Annotated in this window: 14 protein-coding genes; 4 read left to right on the top strand and 10 right to left on the bottom strand. The window is 65.7% G+C overall.

The genetic code is table 11. The annotated features are described in order from the left end of the window. The first annotated feature begins 92 nt into the window (after positions 1 to 92). Positions 93 to 647, top strand: coding sequence for a DUF3617 domain-containing protein (locus tag AC04MI_RS06475; protein ID WP_436076705.1), 555 nt, complete (start codon positions 93 to 95; stop codon positions 645 to 647). Here AC04MI_RS06475 and AC04MI_RS06470 read toward each other — a convergent pair. The 3 genes from AC04MI_RS06470 to AC04MI_RS06460 form a co-directional block, all read right to left on the bottom strand. Then, on the bottom strand, positions 631 to 1,788 hold the full coding sequence (locus AC04MI_RS06470) for a diguanylate cyclase (protein WP_056056740.1): 1,158 nt from the start codon (positions 1,786 to 1,788) through the stop codon (positions 631 to 633). The genes AC04MI_RS06475 and AC04MI_RS06470 overlap by 17 nt on opposite strands. Positions 1,789 to 1,985: 197 nt before the next feature. Next, positions 1,986 to 2,750, bottom strand: coding sequence for a 16S rRNA (uracil(1498)-N(3))-methyltransferase (locus tag AC04MI_RS06465; protein ID WP_436076706.1), 765 nt, complete (start codon positions 2,748 to 2,750; stop codon positions 1,986 to 1,988). Positions 2,751 to 2,849: 99 nt separating this feature from the next. After that, on the bottom strand, positions 2,850 to 4,004 hold the full coding sequence (locus AC04MI_RS06460) for an aminoglycoside phosphotransferase family protein (protein ID WP_436076707.1): 1,155 nt from the start codon (positions 4,002 to 4,004) through the stop codon (positions 2,850 to 2,852). Between the two features lie 153 nt (positions 4,005 to 4,157). On the opposite strand from AC04MI_RS06460, the gene AC04MI_RS06455 reads away from it, so the two are divergent. Genes AC04MI_RS06455 through rsmA form a run of 3 tightly spaced genes read left to right on the top strand, consistent with a single transcriptional unit; the run spans position 4,158 to position 8,811 of the window. Next, complete coding sequence (locus AC04MI_RS06455; protein ID WP_108497390.1) at positions 4,158 to 6,539, top strand: LPS-assembly protein LptD; 2,382 nt, start codon at positions 4,158 to 4,160, stop codon at positions 6,537 to 6,539. 3 nt (positions 6,540 to 6,542) lie between these two features. Continuing rightward, positions 6,543 to 7,976 carry a peptidylprolyl isomerase gene (locus tag AC04MI_RS06450; RefSeq protein ID WP_288852435.1) on the top strand — a complete coding sequence of 478 codons (1,434 nt, stop codon included), beginning with the start codon at positions 6,543 to 6,545 and terminating at the stop codon, positions 7,974 to 7,976. 55 nt (positions 7,977 to 8,031) lie between these two features. Continuing rightward, a complete protein-coding gene (rsmA, locus tag AC04MI_RS06445; protein ID WP_436076708.1) occupies positions 8,032 to 8,811 on the top strand; it encodes a 16S rRNA (adenine(1518)-N(6)/adenine(1519)-N(6))-dimethyltransferase RsmA in 780 nt (259 codons plus the stop codon). Positions 8,812 to 9,085: 274 nt separating this feature from the next. Here rsmA and AC04MI_RS06440 read toward each other — a convergent pair whose 3' ends face one another. From AC04MI_RS06440 to AC04MI_RS06410, 7 genes are all read right to left on the bottom strand, one after another. Next, entirely contained in the window at positions 9,086 to 9,295 is a 210-nt protein-coding gene (locus AC04MI_RS06440; RefSeq protein ID WP_015016367.1) for a hypothetical protein, read from the bottom strand. After that, positions 9,274 to 9,699 (bottom strand): barstar family protein, encoded by a 426-nt coding sequence (locus tag AC04MI_RS06435; protein ID WP_015016366.1) that lies wholly within the window; start codon positions 9,697 to 9,699, stop codon positions 9,274 to 9,276. The genes AC04MI_RS06440 and AC04MI_RS06435 overlap by 22 nt, the downstream gene beginning before the upstream one ends. 138 nt (positions 9,700 to 9,837) lie before the next feature. Next, positions 9,838 to 10,245, bottom strand: a complete 408-nt coding sequence (locus tag AC04MI_RS06430; protein WP_056056729.1) for a guanyl-specific ribonuclease — start codon at positions 10,243 to 10,245, stop codon at positions 9,838 to 9,840. A 154-nt stretch (positions 10,246 to 10,399) separates the two neighbouring features. Then, positions 10,400 to 12,742, bottom strand: coding sequence for an NADP-dependent malic enzyme (locus AC04MI_RS06425; RefSeq protein ID WP_056742688.1), 2,343 nt, complete (start codon positions 12,740 to 12,742; stop codon positions 10,400 to 10,402). 403 nt (positions 12,743 to 13,145) lie between these two features. Continuing rightward, on the bottom strand, positions 13,146 to 14,666 hold the full coding sequence (locus AC04MI_RS06420; protein WP_436076709.1) for a CoA-acylating methylmalonate-semialdehyde dehydrogenase: 1,521 nt from the start codon (positions 14,664 to 14,666) through the stop codon (positions 13,146 to 13,148). Between the two features lie 70 nt (positions 14,667 to 14,736). After that, on the bottom strand, positions 14,737 to 15,366 hold the full coding sequence (locus AC04MI_RS06415; protein WP_116748379.1) for a DJ-1/PfpI family protein: 630 nt from the start codon (positions 15,364 to 15,366) through the stop codon (positions 14,737 to 14,739). A gap of 29 nt (positions 15,367 to 15,395) precedes the next feature. Beyond that, on the bottom strand, positions 15,396 to 15,942 hold a 547-nt coding region (locus tag AC04MI_RS06410), incomplete at its 5' end, for an aminotransferase class III-fold pyridoxal phosphate-dependent enzyme (RefSeq protein ID WP_476497390.1).

Below are 15,942 nucleotides of genomic sequence, written 5' to 3'. Positions count from 1 at the left end.
CGTGGCCCCTGAAGTGCTCCGTCTCCACTTGGCAGCCGGGGCGTGCTTGCCGATACTGTGGTCCCAGCCGCTGGCACTGAGGCCCCCACACCATGCACACCACCATCCCCCGCACTTTCGTGTTTGCCGTTTCCTTCGCTGTGCTCTGCACTGCCCACGCCCAGCCCCAGAAGCTGCGGCCCGGCCTGTGGGAGAACAGCGTGACCATGAAAAGCCAGAGTGGCCAGCTGGAGGCCGCAATGGCGCAGATGCAGAAGTCCATGGCCAGCCTGACGCCCGCGCAGCGCAAGCAGATGGAGCAAGCCATGGCCCAGCAGGGTGTGAGCATGGGCCCCAGCGGCAACACCGTGAAGGTCTGCATCAGCCCCGAGCAGGCCGACCTGGACCGCATTCCGGCGCAGGAAGGCTGCACGCAGAACGTGCAACGCACGGGCCCCAACGCGGTGGCGATGACGTTCAGCTGCAAGGGCGCCCAGGGGCAGCCGCCCACCACGGGCGAAGGGACGATGACCTTCCAGGGTCCCACGGCCTACACGGGCAATTTCAAGGTCAAGACCACGTCGAACGGCAAGCCCGAGCAGATCGACATGGTGCAAAACGGCAAGTGGCTCGCCGCCGACTGCGGCACGATCAAGCCCGTGCGTTAGACCCTGCCGCCACGGTACGGTGGGCGGCAGGCGCCACCACCACACGGTTGCGGCCTAGGGCCTTGGCGTGGTACAGCGCCTGGTCGGCGCGTTCCAGCGTGTGCTCCACGGTGTCTCCGGGCAGGTGCTGCGCCAGGCCGATGGACACCGTGAGGTGCAATGAGCCTGCGCTGTGGGCAATCTCCAGCGCCTGCACGGCCTGACGGATGCGTTCGAGCAGCTCACGCGCGTGGTCTGCCGAGGTGTCGGTGAGCATCAGCACAAACTCCTCGCCACCCCAGCGGGCCAGCACATCGGTGTCGCGCACGCTGGCGCGCACGGTGCCCGCAAACGCCTGCAGCGCGCGGTCGCCGGTGGCGTGGCCGTGCTGGTCGTTGATGGGCTTGAAGTGGTCGATGTCCAGCTGCGCCAGCAGCATCGGGCGGCCACTGCGCAGGCTGCGGCGGTGCTCCAGCGCCATCAGGTCGAGCATGGCGCGGCGGTTGATGAGGCCTGTCAGCTCGTCGCGGGTGGCCAGTTCGCGGTTGACTTCGAGCGCCTGGGCCAGGGCCTCGCGCTGCTGCTGCAGCTTGGCGCGGATGCGCTGGATGCGCAGGTTCAGCGCAATGCAGCCGCTGAGCACGATGAGCACCATCAGCGCGTAGGCGGTGTCGAGGTACCCCGAGGCGTTGGCGTTGAAGCGCGAACTGACGCCGATGGCACTGGCAAAGGCCAGCAGCGCATACACGCCAATGCCGATCACCTCGGCCACCGTGAGGCCGAAGGTGCCAAAGAACAGGATCATTGCCAGCACGCTGGGCACCAGCCCGCGCGCATCGCCCGCCAGCACATAGGCCACGGCGCCGCTGGTGATGGTCCAGACCATTTGCGGGATGGTGAGCGAGGGGTCGCGCAGGCGGGCGGTTTCGCCGGAGCGGATGAAGGCCGTCATGACCACCAGGCCGCCCACCGACAGGGCGGCCCACCATTGCACGGCGGTCTGGTCCACGGTGGTGCTGGAATGTGCCACCAGCAGCATCACGCCGGCGCTGCCTGCCATCAGCGTGAGCGCCAGCAAGGCCATGCCCACCAGCGTGCGCCGCCGAGGGTCGGTGGAGAGGATCACATCCTTGAGGCGCTGCCAGCGGGCGGGTGGGCGCAAGGTGGGGGGCTCCGGCCAGGCGAGAGGGCCGCGCGGCGCGCGGGCGGGGTGGCCCGAAACCCGCGTGATCCTGGGTTACCGGCCGGTCGGAGATTTTACGGTGAGGTAGTGCCGTGCGTATAGCCCCCCAGGGCTTGTCCGGGCCTTGACCGGGCCTGGTGCCCGCGTGGCGAGCCCCTTCTGTGTGCGGGGGGGCGTTACAGCGTGAGCGCGGCCAAGGCGGCCAGCGGGGCCGTCTCGGCACGCAGCACACGCGGACCCAGCGTGACGGGGGCGAAGCCGTGTTGCAGCGCCAGGTCCTCTTCCGCAGCGCTCAGCCCGCCCTCGGGGCCCGAGAGGAACAGCACGGGGCGCTGGCCATTCGCGCTGCCCGTGGCCTCGCGCAGCGGCGCGGTACCGGCCCGCAGCGACAGCAACAGGCGCTGGGGGGTGTCCCGTGTCTCGGGAGACGTCAGGCCCTGCCCTGGTGAACGCAGCCAGCCCGCCAGGTCGATGGCGGGGTGCACCACGGGCACGCGGTTGCGGCCGCATTGCTCGCAGGCGGCCACGGCCACGGCCTGCCAGTGGGCGATCTTCTTGTCGGCGCGCTCGCCCTTGAGCTTGAGCACGCTGCGCTCGGCCACCAGCGGGGTGATGCTGGCCACGCCCAGTTCGGTGGCTTTTTCGACCAGCCAGTCCATGCGCTCATTGGCGGTGATGCCGGCCAGCAGGTGCACGGCGCGGGGCGCCTCGCGCTCAGTGGCGTGGTGGGCGCCGACCAGCACGCGCACATCGCTGCGGCCCATCTTGACCACCGTGGCATCGAACTCGCCGCCCGGGTCGGCCGCGCTCTGGCCGCCGTGGAACAGCGTGATGCCGTCACCAGGCTGCAGGCGCAGAACCTGCACATGGCGTGCAGCGCCCGGGGGCAGGTCCAGCTCGGCGCCGGTGGCCAGGGGGGCTGGGCAATGGAAACGGGGCATTTGCTATCTTTGTAATAGCTGCTAGCGCATGATTTGTGTGCGCTTGAGCCGGTTTTTGCTTGATTTATGGGGGTGTGCCGTGCGTGCAGGCGGCCAGGGCTACATCCGGCCGTACGCAAAGCCCACCACGGGCTCGGTGCCTTCGATCTGGTCCAGCATCTTGAGCAGGGGCCCCAGCTGGCGGTAGCGGTTGGCGGTGGCGCGGATGTAGGCGATGAAGCGGGGCGCATCGGCCAGGTACTTGGGCTTGCCGTCGCGCAGCGTCAGGCGCGCAAAAATGCCCGCGACCTTGAGGTGCCGCTGCAGGCCCATCCACTCCACCGCGCGGTAGAACTCGCCAAAGTCATCGCCCCAGCCGCTGGCGCTGGTGGCGCCCAGCAGTCCGGCCTTGCGCGCCTTTTCCCAGTAACGCACGGTAATGTCGATGACGAATTCTTCTTCCCAGCTGATGAACGCATCGCGCAGCAGGCTGGCAATGTCGTAGGTGATGGGGCCGTAGACCGCGTCCTGGAAGTCCAGCACGCCCAAGGGGGCGCCCTGTTCGGCAGGTGCCATCAGGTTGCGGGTCATGAAGTCGCGGTGCACATACACCTGCGGGGCGGCCAGGTTGTGCGCCACGATGGCGTCAAAGGCGCTGCTCAAGGTGGCCTGTTGCTTGTCATCCAGCGTGACGCTGCGGTGCTGGGCCAAGTACCAGTCGGGGAACAGCGCCAGCTCGCGGCGCAGCAACGCCTCGTCGTAGGCGGGCAGCACACCGGGGGTGGACGCCTTTTGCCACTGCAGCAGCACATCGGTGGCCTGCTGGTACCAGGCGTAGGCGTCCTGGGGTTTTTCAGGGTTCAGCCGCTCGATCACCGTCTGGTGGCCCAGGTCTGACAGCAGCATGAAGCCGGTGGGCGCATCAAACGCCAGGATCTGCGGTACGTTCAGCCCGGCGGCGGTCATCAGGCCCTGCACTTGCACAAACGGCTGGCAGTTTTCCTTGTCGGGCGGTGCGTCCATGACGATGCGGCTGGCGCCCGTGGCTGTGTCGATGCGCAGGTAGCGGCGGAAGCTGGCATCGGCCGAGGCGGGGCGCAGCGTGGCAGGCAGCAGCTGGTGGGGGCCGACGAGTGGCGCCAACCAGGCTTCGAAGGCTGCGCGGCGGGCTGCATCAGGCCAGCTGACAGGGGTGGAGGCGGCGGGCGCAGCAGGTGCGGCCACGGTGGCGCCCAGGGGCTGGCCGGCGGGCGATGGGGGGATGGGGTGGCTCATGGATAATCCGATTTTACAAACCGGTCGTGGCTGGCGCCGTGCGCGCTGACCAGGACCGGTCCCTTTGTCCGCTACCGCCCCTCAACACCCCACGTGCCACGCTGCCAGCCCCTCACCGTGCAGAACCTCACCTCCCTTCGCGCCCGGCCCGCCATGGCGAAGTCTGCACGGCTGCGGCCCCCCGTGCCCCGCGTGCTGGCCCTGGGCGTTGCGCTGGCCTGGTGTGGCCTGCCGCTGGCGGCTCTGGCCCAGGACGGAGCCGCGCCCAGCGCCTGGGATGCGCCGCCGGTGCTGCGCACATCGCCCCTGCTGCAGGAAAAGATTCCCGACGCCGTGCGTTCGCAATTGCCCGTCTTTGTGAAGGGCGACCACATCAGCGGCCAGACCGACCTGAACGCACTGATTGAAGGCAACGCCGAGCTGCGCCGGGGCGACACGGTCATCCGCGCCGACCGGCTCGACTACAACGTGCCCGAGGACCTGGCCAAGGCCAACGGCAAGGTGCGCATCAACCGCGCAGGCAACGTCTACGAAGGCACGGCGCTGGAGCTGCGGGTGGAGGCCTTCGAGGGCTTTTTCAGCGACGCGCGCTACCGCTTCCTGGCCACGCAGGCGCATGGAGATGCGACGCGGGTGGACTTTGTGGACCGCTACCGCGCCGTGGTGCACAACGGCACCTACACCACCTGCGAGCGTGGCAACGAGGAAAGCTGGCAGCCCGACTGGGTGCTGCGCGCCGCCACCATCCGCATTGACAACGAGGAAGAGGTGGGCACGGCCGAAGATGCGGTGCTGGAGTTCAAGGGCATCTCGGTGCTGCCCATTCCGTACATCAGCTTCCCGCTGTCGGAAAAGCGCAAGTCAGGCCTGCTGCCGCCCACCGTCGGGCTCGACAGCCGGGATGGCGTGACCTACATGCAGCCGTATTACTGGAACATCGCGCCCAACCGCGATGCCACCTTGCGCGCCGCGCTCATGACCAAACGAGGCGCCAACGTGGGCGGCGAGTTCCGCTACCTGGAGCCAACCTACAAAGGCCAGATCAGCGCCGACGTGATGCCCACCGACCGTCTGCGCGACCGTGTGCGCTGGAGCTTTAGCGGCAAACACGAAGGCGCGTTCGACACCGGCATCGGCGGGCTGGGGCTGAACCTCAACCTCAACCGCGTGAGTGATGACAACTACTGGCGCGACTTCAGCCGCGCCACCGAGCAGTTGCGCCAGCGCCTGTTGCCCAACGATGCCATCCTGTCCTGGGGCCGCAACGACATGTCGGCCACCGTGCGCACCCTCAAATGGCAGACGCTGCAAGACGTGAGCTCGCCCATCGTGCCTCCGTATGACCGCATGCCGCAGGTGCAATGGCGCTACAACCCCTCGCAGCTGGGCGGTGGATTCGATGCCAGCGTGGAGCTGGACACCACGCGCTTTGAAGCAGCCCGTGCGCTCACGGGCCAGCCCAATGCCGATCGCAGTTACGCCATGGCGCAGATCAGCCGCCCCTTCCTGTCGCCGGGTGGCTTCATCACCCCGCGCCTGCAACTGCATGCCACGCAGTACCAGTTTGACTCGGCCCTGTCCAACGGCCAGCGCTCGGCCAGCCGCACGCTGCCTACCTTCAGCCTGGACAGCGGCCTGGTGTTCGAGCGTGACACCGCCTACTTTGGTCGCGCCTTCCTGCAGACACTGGAGCCCCGGGCGTTCTACACCTACACGCCCTACCGCGACCAGAGCATGCTGCCGGTGTATGACACGGCGGCCAATGACTTCAACTTTGCGACCATCTACACAGAGAACGCGTTTGGCGGCAACGACCGGCTGGCCGACAACAACCTGCTGACCCTGGGCGTGACCACACGTCTGCTGGACCCCGACACTGGTGCCCAGGCAGCGCGCTTCGGCATTGCCCAGCGGGTGCGTTTTTCCGACCAGAAGGTCACCCTGCCAGGGGGCACGCCGGTCAGCGAGCGCCTGTCGGACCTGCTGCTGGGCGCGGGCATCAACTGGACACCGCAGTGGGGCTTTGACTCCACCGTGCAGTACAACCCCAAGACCGGACAGTCCATCCGTTCCACCATCGGCGCGCGCTACAGCCCCAGCAACTACCGCACCGTGAGCGCGGCCTACCGCCTGCAACGTGGCACCAGCGAGCAGATCGACATCGGCTGGCAGTGGCCGCTGAACGACCTGTGGGGCGACAAGGGCAAAGACCTGGGCCCCGGTCGCGGCCAGGGCGGCGGGCGCTGGTACAGCGTGGGCCGCCTGAACTACAGCATGAAGGACCGCAAACTCGTGGACACCGTGGTGGGCTTCGAGTACGACAGCTGCTGCTGGATTGGCCGCGTGGTGCTGGAGCGCCTGCAAAGCAGCGTGACCAGCTCCAACACGCGCCTGCTGTTCCAGATCGAATTCGTGGGCTTCTCCCGCCTGAGCCTGGGCTCCAGCCCGCTCGACTCCTTCAAGCAAAATGTGCCGCGTTACCAGAACCTGCGCGAGCAGGTCTCCACGCCCAGCCGCTTCAGCAACTACGACTAGACCATGAACCACCGTGTATTCGCACTGGCCTTGACGGCCGCGTTGGCATCCCTCGTGGCGCAAGGCGCTGCGGCCCAGGGCCTGCGCCCCTCGGGGACCTCGTCCTCGGGCAAGACAGGGTTGTCTTCCGCGCCGTCTTCGCTGAATGCGCGCCCTGCTGCCGTGCCCTCCATCACGCTGCCCGCGCCCTCCACCAGCACGGCCCCGCGCTCGGCCGATTTCATCGTGGCGGTGGTCAACTCCGAGCCCGTGACCAACTACGAGGTGCGCTCTCGCCTGGCACGTGCCGAGGCGCAGATCGCCAAGCAGGGCGGTGCCATGCCACCGCGCGATGCGCTGGCGCGCGAAGTCCTCGAACGCATCATCCTGGAGAAGGTGCAGCTGCAGCAGGCCCGCGAATCGGGCATCAAGGTCGATGACTACGCCGTGTCGCAGGCCGAGCAGGGCGTGGCCCGCCAGAACGACATGACAGTGGACGAGCTGTATGCGCGCCTGGCCCGCGATGGAATGAGCAAGGACCGTTTTCGCGAAGAGCTGCGCAACCAGCTGCTGCAGCAGCGCCTGCGCGAGCGCGAAGTCGAAGCGCGGGTGAAGGTGAGCGATCTGGACGTGGACCAGTTCCTGCGTGAAGAGCAAAAGGGCACGGATGTCGCCGCCATGGAGATCAACCTCGGCCATGTGCTGGTGCTGGTGCCTGAAAACGCCACCCCCACGCAGGTGGCCGAGCGGCAGGCACGGGCACAGCGGGCGGCCGACAAGGTGCGCGCGGGCGAAGACTTTGCAGCGGTGGCCCGCGAGTTCTCCGATGCGCCCGAAGGCCAGCGCGCTGGTGGATTGCTGGGCCTGCGGCCTGCGGATCGTTATCCGGAGCTGTTTGTGAACTCCACCCTCGGCCTGCCGGTGGGCTCCATCGTGGGCCCGGTGCGCTCGCCAGCGGGTTTTCACGTGCTCAAGGTGGTGGAACGTGTGACGGCGGGTATGCCGACCACCGTAGTGCAAAACCATGCGCGCCACATCTTGCTGCGCACGGGCCCCCAGTTGTCCGAAGCCGCTGCCGCCGCGCGGCTGGCCGACTACCGCCGCCGCGTGCTGGCGGGGCAGGCCGACTTTGCAGCCCTGGCGCGCGAGCATTCACAGGACGGCAGTTCCAAGGAGGGCGGCGACCTCGGCTGGGCCAACCCGGGCCGGTATGTCCCCGAGTTCGAGCAAGCGCTGGACGCCCTCAAGCCCGGTGACATCAGCGAACCCCTGGTTTCGCGTTTTGGCGTGCACCTGATCCAGCTGCTCGAACGCCGCGAGGCCAAGCTCACCCAGCGCGAGCAGCGCGACATGGCACGCAACGTGGTGCGCGAGAAGAAACTCGACGAGGCCTATGCCACCTGGGCGCAGGAGTTGCGCGGGCGCGCGTATGTCGAGTACCGCGAGCCACCCCAGTGAGTGCAGCGCACACGAGCTCCAAGCACTCTCAGACACGACAACAGGTAAGGCCGCGTTGAAACACATTCCCCGCAAGCGCTTCGGACAGCATTTCCTGTCCGACCAGGGCATCATCGACGGCATCGTGCAGGCCATTGCGCCGCTGCCCGGCCAACCCATGGTCGAGATCGGGCCCGGTCTGGCCGCGCTGACGCAGCCCCTGGTGGAACGCCTGGGGCACCTCACGGTCATCGAACTGGACCGCGACCTGGCGCTGCGCCTGCGCCTGCATGGCCAGCTCGACGTGATCGAGTCGGACGTGCTCAAGGTGGACTTCACCGCACTGGCGCAGACCCTGCGTGACAAGGCAGGACAGCCCGGTTTGCGGTTGCGCGTGGTGGGCAACCTGCCCTACAACATCTCCACACCCATCCTGTTCCATCTGCTGGGTCATGTGCAGGTCATTGAAGACCAGCATTTCATGCTGCAAAAGGAAGTGATCGACCGCATGGTGGCCAGCCCCGCCACGGGCGACTACGGTCGCCTGTCGGTGATGCTGCAATGGCGCTACGCGATGGAAAACGTGCTGTTCGTGCCGCCCGAGAGCTTCGACCCGCCGCCACGCGTGGACAGCGCCGTGGTACGCATGGTGCCGCATGCAGAGCCTGCGGCCTTGTCTGTGCCGCTGCTGGAAGAGCTGGTGCAGGTCGCCTTCAGCCAGCGCCGCAAGCTGCTGCGCCACACGCTGGGCCGCTGGCTCGAAGCACGCCAGTTCGCTGGTGAATTCGATACCCAGCGCCGTGCCGAGGAAGTGCCCGTGGCTGAATACGTGGCCCTGGCGCAGAATTGCTCTTAAATTGATAGCTGGCAGCGCTTGTTGAATGGGTGCTGGCGGTCTATGGGGCAAAAAAATGGGGTGCAGTGCACCAGCATCATCCGCATCAATGGCAGGAAAAGAGGCCTGCCTCGGGTGTGGCAGGCGCTTGATTCAACTCTGCCCTCGACGATGGGCGACATACCATGCCAGAGACACCGCGCAAGGGCCGCCCCGCCGCGCTGGTGTCGTCCCCCTTCCCGGCGAAGCCGAGAGAAGGGGGAAGCGGCGTAGCCGCTCAGGGGGATGTACCGAGTTATGCGGCGCTGAGCCAATACCCGGCATTGAAAGGGCTGCTCATGCGCAGCGCCATGGGCGACACGTCCACAAGCTTGTCGGTGGGCATCTTTTCAGCGGGTTCGCCGTTGATCTCGATGCCTTCCACGGCCTGGGTGTCGCTAGCCTCGTTCGCCCGTTCTGCTTGGCTGGTGGATGCAGAACGGGCTACAGAAAAGAATAGAAACACCGGAAGGGGATCTTGCGATCACCCCAGTAGTCGGCTGCATCACGGAAGATGTCGAGCAGCTGCTCGCGCGCTTCCTTGTCGAACTTGCCCGTGGCAGGAATCTGCTCCAGCACCACGATGAAACCAGGCTGCGGGCCTGATTTGTGCAAGGGGTCTGTCATGCAGTCGTACAACGCATCGAAGTTCTTGCCGAAGTGCGACGGGAACGTGAATTGGGCGGCAATCAGGTCCAGCACATCCTGCTTGGACTGCGCGTGAGCCAGATTGGCGTACAAGAAATGGTGACCCATGGAGGTGGCCGCATCTTGCAGGTCCTGCACGCGGAAGGCGCGAATGGACTGCACGATGTTGGTGCGCACGCCACGCAGTGGCGTTTCCAGGTCTTTACGAAGTGGCGTCTGCATCTCCGCTACTCTTTCTTTATAAAGTCCACAAACTTCTGGCATCTCACAGGCTGCAGGATGCGGCCTGTGAATGGGGAATTCAATGGGGCGCGGCGTACGCTTTCAGGGATGGGCTGGCGGGCGTACGACGCATTGGGGTTACTCGACGATCTCGCGAAAACTGGCGTAGTGGTCGCTGGTGTAGTAGCAGGCATCCGGCATCCGGGGCTTGCCGCCACACACTATGCGCCGGGCTCCCCGGTCGCGCGATCCTGGTGTTCTGACGGTGTATTCACGGTAGTAGCCCCGCTTTTGGGCGGGCAACAGCCGCTCGCGATTGCCAAAAACCGATCCGTCCTTGTCGTACGGAAAGGGCCCGCCCTCACGGATCAGCGCATACGTTGTCCGCCCTTGGGGCGGCAACTCGGCCAGTGCGATGGGGGTGATGGACCCGTCGGTGGACGGGGATTTCCGGGCATGTCCCGCGACCGGAGACAGCACGAAAGCAACACCCAAAACACACAATAACCCTGCCTTGCGCGCCCGGGTGGCTACAGCCTTCAGCATCAACGAACCTTTCAGAAACTACGGGTTAACCCGAAATTTCGACCCGCTAGTGTCGCTCAACGCTCCCCAAAAAGCAAGCGTCTGCACAAAGATTGGGCAGACGCTGAAGGGCTTTGCAAGGGTTTTAAGTTAGCGCTTGCTATTCTTTTAAGGCTTACCGCAAGGCGTTGGCATCGGCCACGGTGAGGGCTGTCATGTTCACAATACGACGCACGGTGGCACTGGGTGTCAGGATATGAACCGGCTTGGCAGCGCCCAGCAGCACGGGGCCGATGGCAATGCCGCCACCTGCTGCGGTCTTGAGCAGGTTGTAGGCAATGTTGGCGGCGTCGATGTTGGGGAACACCAGCAAGTTGGCGTCGCCGGTCAGCTCGCTGCTGGGCATGAGCGCCGAGCGGGCCTTGCCGTCCAGCGCCACGTCGCCATGCATTTCACCGTCCACTTCCAGCCAGGGGGCCTGCTGGCGCAGCAGTTCCAGCGTCCGGCGCATCTTCACAGCGCTGGGGCTGTTGCTGGTGCCGAAGTTGGAGTGCGACAGCAGCGCCGCCTTGGGCTTGATGCCAAAGCGCATCATTTCCTCGGCGGCCAGGGCGGTGATCTCGGCCAGCTCCTGTGGCGTGGGGTCGTAGTTGACGTGCGTGTCCACCAGGAACACCTGGCGGCCTGGCAGCATCAGGCCGTTCATGCAGGCGTACACCGGCACATCCTGCTCGGTGCTGTCGGCGCCGCCTGCATGCTTGCCGATGACCTGGTCGATGTACATCAGGTGGTTGGCGGTGGTGCCCCAAGTACCGCAGATCAGGCCGTCCACTTCGCCCTTGTGCAGCATCATCGAACCGATGAGCGTGAGGCGGCGGCGCATCTCGATCTTGGCAACCTGCTGGGTGATGCCCTTGCGCTCGGTCATGCGGTGGTAGGTCTGCCAGAAGTCGCGGTAGCGGTGGTCGAAGTCGGTGTTGACCACGTCGTAGTCCACGCCTTCCTTCAGGCGCAGGCCAAACTTTTCGATGCGCTGGGCAATGATGGCGGGGCGGCCGATCAGCGTGGGGCGCGCCACCTTTTCGTCCACCACGATCTGCGCAGCACGCAGCACGCGTTCTTCTTCGCCCTCGGCATAGGCCACCCGCTTCTTGGCGGCATTGCGGGCCGCGTCGAAGATGGGCTTCATCGTCGTGCCCGAGGCATACACAAAGGTCTGCAGCCGGTCGCGGTACGCGTCCATGTCAGCGATGGGGCGCTGTGCCACGCCGCTGTCCATGGCGGCCTGGGCCACGGCGGGCGCGATCTTCATCATCAGGCGCGGGTCGAACGGCTTGGGAATCAGGTACTCGGGCCCGAAGGTCAGCTTCTCGCCCACGTAGGCGGCGGCCACCACCTCGCTTTGTTCGGCCTGTGCCAGCTCGGCAATCGCGTGCACCGCGGCAATCTCCATCTCATCGGTGATGGTGGTGGCACCGCAGTCCAGTGCTCCACGGAAGATGTATGGGAAGCACAGGACGTTGTTCACCTGGTTCGGATAGTCCGAGCGGCCCGTGGCCATGATGATGTCGTTGCGCACGCTGTGCGCCAGCTCGGGCGTGATCTCGGGGTTGGGGTTGGCCAGCGCGAAGATCACCGGGCGCTCGGCCATGGTGGCCACCATCTCGGGTTTGAGCACGTTGCCGGCCGACAGGCCCAGGAACACGTCCGCCCCCACCATCACCTCGGCCAGCTTGCGCGCGTCGGTCTTCTGCATGAACTGGCGCTTGTCGTCGTCCATCAGCTCTTCGCGGCCTTCATACACCACACCAGCCAGGTCGGTGACGAAAACGTTCTTGCGCTGCACGCCCACCTTGAGCAGCAGATTCAGGCAGGCCAGGGCCGCCGCACCCGCGCCGCTGGTGACCAGCTTCACGTCTTCGATCTTCTTGTTGGCGACCTTGAGCGCATTCACGACGGCAGCCGCCACCGTGATCGCCGTACCGTGCTGGTCGTCGTGGAAGACCGGAATCTTCATGCGCTTGCGCAGCTCGCGCTCCACATAGAAGCAGTCGGGAGCCTTGATGTCTTCGAGGTTCACGGCGCCAAAGGTCGGCTCCAGTGCCGCAATCACCTCTACCAGCTTGGCGGGGTCCTTCTCGTCGATCTCGATGTCGAACACGTCCACGCCCGCGAACTTCTTGAACAGGACGGCCTTGCCTTCCATCACCGGCTTGGAGGCCAGCGCACCAATGTCGCCCAGGCCCAGCACGGCCGTGCCGTTGCTGATCACGGCGACCAGGTTGCCGCGCGAGGTGTAGCGGAAGGCGTTGGCCGGGTCCTTCACGATCTCTTCGCAGGGCGCGGCCACGCCGGGCGAGTAGGCCAGCGCGAGATCGTGCTGGTTGATCATCTGCTTGGTCGCGGCAATCGCCAGCTTGCCGGGCTTGGGAAACTCGTGGTACTCGAGAGCGGCACGGCGCAACTGGGCACGCTTGTCGGAATCGTTGTTGTTCTGGGCCGTGGTGTTCTCGGGCATTCAGTGTCTCCAACTCAGGGGTGAGGGGCCAAAACCGTACTCCAGCGGGTCTGCAGCAGGCTGTCAGCTTTGTAAGGGTCTGCGATTGTAGGGGGATGTGCGTAAAAACCCTAGTAAGCGAATCTGCTTACAGAGGGGCTGTTTGCCCATTGATTGTGTCGTGCGGGCAGGGTTTTGAGACCTCCGTATCCATGCACAAAAGCTATGAAGTGTTTTGCTTTTTGATGGGTAAGACCTCGGCATCCGAAAACGGGTCGCTTCATGGGCTCTTCTTGCGCCAAAAGACGGCATGCCACGCCAGCCATGCGCATTTGCATGGCTGGCCTTCAAACCCACTGGCACGGCACAAAACGAAAAAAGGCCCCACGTGGGGCCTTTTCGTCGAAAAGTGGATGCTGGTGCTTCAGCGGCTGCTCGGGAAGCTGAACACCGCCCCCTCACGCACGCCCGCCGAGGGCCAGCGCTGCGTGATGGTCTTGCGCTTGGTGTAGAAGCGTACGGCGTCGGGACCGTAGGCGTGCAGGTCGCCGAACAAGCTGCGCTTCCAGCCGCCGAACGAGTGGTAGGCAACCGGCACGGGCAGGGGCACGTTCACGCCCACCATGCCGACCTGGATGTGGTCGGTGAAGTAGCGGGCGGCCTCGCCGTCGCGGGTGAAGATGCAGGTGCCGTTGCCGTACTCGTGGTCGTTGATGAGCTGCATGGCTTCCTGCAGCGTCTTCACGCGCACCACGCCCAGCACGGGGCCGAAGATTTCTTCCTGGTAGATCTTCATGCCGGGCTTGACGTTGTCAAACAGGCAGGCGCCCAGGAAATAGCCGTTCTCGTGGCCTGCCGCCACCTTCACGCCACGGCCGTCCACAACCAGCGTGGCGCCTTCGGCCACGCCGCTGTCCACATAGGCCTTCACCTTCTCGAAGTGGGGCTTGGTGACCAGCGGGCCCATGTCGTTGCTGTTGTCGGTGCCGGGACCGACCTTCATCTTGGCGATCTCGGTCTTGAGGCCCGCGATCACGGCGTCACCCACTTCGTCGCCCACGGCGACCAGCAGCGGGATGGCCATGCAGCGCTCGCCACACGAGCCGTAGGCCGCGCCCATCAGCGCGCTCACTGCGTTGCCTACGTCGGCGTCGGGCATCAGCACGGCGTGGTTCTTGGCACCGCCCAGGGCTTGCACGCGCTTGCCGTGTTTGCAGCCTTCGGCGTAGATGTATTCGGCAATGGGGGTGGAGCCCACAAAGCTCACGGCCTTGACGCGGGGGTCGCGCAGCAGCGTGTCCACGGCCAGCTTGTCGCCGTTGACCACGTTGAGCACGCCGGGCGGCAGGCCCGCTTCCAACGCGAGCTGGGCGATGAACAGCGTGGAGGAGGGATCGCGCTCCGAAGGCTTGAGCACAAAGGTGTTGCCGCAGGCCACGGCCATGGGCCACATCCACAGCGGCACCATGGCCGGGAAGTTGAAGGGCGTGATGCCTGCGGTGACGCCCAGCGCCTGGAACTCGGACCATGAGTCGATGCTGGGGCCCACGTTGCGGCTGTGCTCGCCCTTGAGCAGTTCGGGCGCGTAGCTCGCGTATTCGACGTTCTCGATGCCGCGCTGCAACTCGCCGTGCGCGTCGGCCAGCACCTTGCCGTGTTCGGCGGTGATCAGGGTGGCGATCTTGTCGGCGTTTTCTTCCAGCAGCACTTTCAGCTTGCTCATCACGCGCGCACGCTTGAGCGGCGGCGTGTTGCGCCAGGCCGGAAACGCGGCCTCGGCCGAGGCAATGGCCGCCTCGACCGTGGCCTGGCTTGCCAGGGCCACGCTGGTGGTGGACAGGCCGGTGGCGGGGTCAAACACGGGCTGCGTACGGGCGGTGTCGGCGACGATCTGGCCGTCGATCAGGTGGCCGATGGTGGTGGTGACGTTTTTGTCGTGGTTCATGGTGATTTCAAGTAAAAAGTGCCACAAGCGCTAGTGAAACATGCGCTGATAGCTATCAAATTTATAGTATTCAAGCCGCAGCAGCCTGGGGCTCCAGCGCGGGCAGCACATGCCCCAAGGCGCGGTCGATGAACTCCTGCTTCTCGCCCACCGGGGCAAAGTAGTGCAGCACTTCGCGCGCGGCGTCCAGCCCCTTGAGGCGGGCGATCAGCCACGCCACCAGGTACTGCGAGGCCAGGCACCCGCCCGCCGTGGCCACGTTGCCGTGGGCCGCAAACGCGCGCGGCACCACGTCCACGCCCGACTCAACCACCCACGGCTTGCTGGTCAGGTCCGTACAGGCGGGCGTGCCGCTCAGCAGGCCCAAGCGGCTGAGCAGGAAGGTGCCAGAGCACTGCGCCGCCAGCAACTGGCGGGCGGGGTTCAGCACCCTTAGCTGTTCCATCAGCGCGGGGGTGTTGGCCACCTCACGCGTCTTCATGCCGCTGCCCACCAGCACCGCGTCGGCCTCAGCCAACTGGCTCAGGTCTTCGTGCGCGTCGATGGTCAGCCCGTTCATGGACGTGATGCGGGGCGTGGGGCTCGCAATGCGCACCTGCCAGTCCTTGTCGCCCAGCAGCGCGATGCGATTGAGCATGCCAAATGCCACCAGCGAATCCAGGTCGTTGAAGGCATCGAAGGTGAGGATGGAAATGCGCATGGAGGGGCAGGCTGGCTGGCGAAGGAAGCTCAGGCGGTTTCTTGCAAGGCGTCGCCCAGGGCGCTAATCAGGCGGTCGATTTCGGCCTGGGTGCTGATGAACGGCGGTGCCAGCTGGATGGTGTCGCCACCGTAGCGCACGTAAAAGCCCTTCTTCCAGCAGTTCATGGCGATCTCATAGGGGCGCTTGGCAGGCTCGCCGGGCAGCGCCGCAATGGTGAAGCCGGCCGCCAGGCCAAAGTTGCGGATGTCGGCCACATGCTTGGCGCCCTTGAGGCTGTGCACAGCCTGCTCGAAGTACGGGGCCAGCGCCTTCACGCGGCCGACCATGTCTTCGTTTTGCAGGATGTCGAGCGCCGCAATGCCCGCCGCGCAGGCCACGGGGTGGGCCGAGTAGGTGTAGCCGTGCGGGAATTCGAGCATGTACTCCGGCCCGCCCGCGGCCATGAAGGTGTCGTAGATTTCCTTGGTAGCCACCACGCCGCCCAGCGGCTGCGCGCCGTTGGTGACCTGCTTCGCAAAGTTCAGGATGTCGGGCGTCACGCCGAAGGCTTCGGCACCCGTCCAGGCGCCGCTG

The sequence above is a fragment of the Acidovorax sp. LjRoot204 genome, from assembly GCF_056175785.1.
This window is presented reverse-complemented; position numbering and strand designations above follow the sequence as displayed.

Excerpts from the sequence above, each read along its gene's own strand:
- AC04MI_RS06475 (WP_436076705.1), top strand. The coding sequence starts at position 93 with ATGCACACCACCATCCCCCGCACTTTCGTGTTTGCCGTTTCCTTCGCT.
- AC04MI_RS06465 (WP_436076706.1), bottom strand. The coding sequence starts at position 2,750 with ATGCCCCGTTTCCATTGCCCAGCCCCCCTGGCCACCGGCGCCGAGCTG.
- AC04MI_RS06460 (WP_436076707.1), bottom strand. The coding sequence starts at position 4,004 with ATGAGCCACCCCATCCCCCCATCGCCCGCCGGCCAGCCCCTGGGCGCC.
- AC04MI_RS06455 (WP_108497390.1), top strand. The coding sequence starts at position 4,158 with ATGGCGAAGTCTGCACGGCTGCGGCCCCCCGTGCCCCGCGTGCTGGCC.
- AC04MI_RS06450 (WP_288852435.1), top strand. The coding sequence starts at position 6,543 with ATGAACCACCGTGTATTCGCACTGGCCTTGACGGCCGCGTTGGCATCC.
- AC04MI_RS06435 (WP_015016366.1), bottom strand. The coding sequence starts at position 9,699 with ATGCAGACGCCACTTCGTAAAGACCTGGAAACGCCACTGCGTGGCGTG.
- AC04MI_RS06430 (WP_056056729.1), bottom strand. The coding sequence starts at position 10,245 with ATGCTGAAGGCTGTAGCCACCCGGGCGCGCAAGGCAGGGTTATTGTGT.
- AC04MI_RS06425 (WP_056742688.1), bottom strand. The coding sequence starts at position 12,742 with ATGCCCGAGAACACCACGGCCCAGAACAACAACGATTCCGACAAGCGT.
- AC04MI_RS06420 (WP_436076709.1), bottom strand. The coding sequence starts at position 14,666 with ATGAACCACGACAAAAACGTCACCACCACCATCGGCCACCTGATCGAC.
- AC04MI_RS06415 (WP_116748379.1), bottom strand. The coding sequence starts at position 15,366 with ATGCGCATTTCCATCCTCACCTTCGATGCCTTCAACGACCTGGATTCG.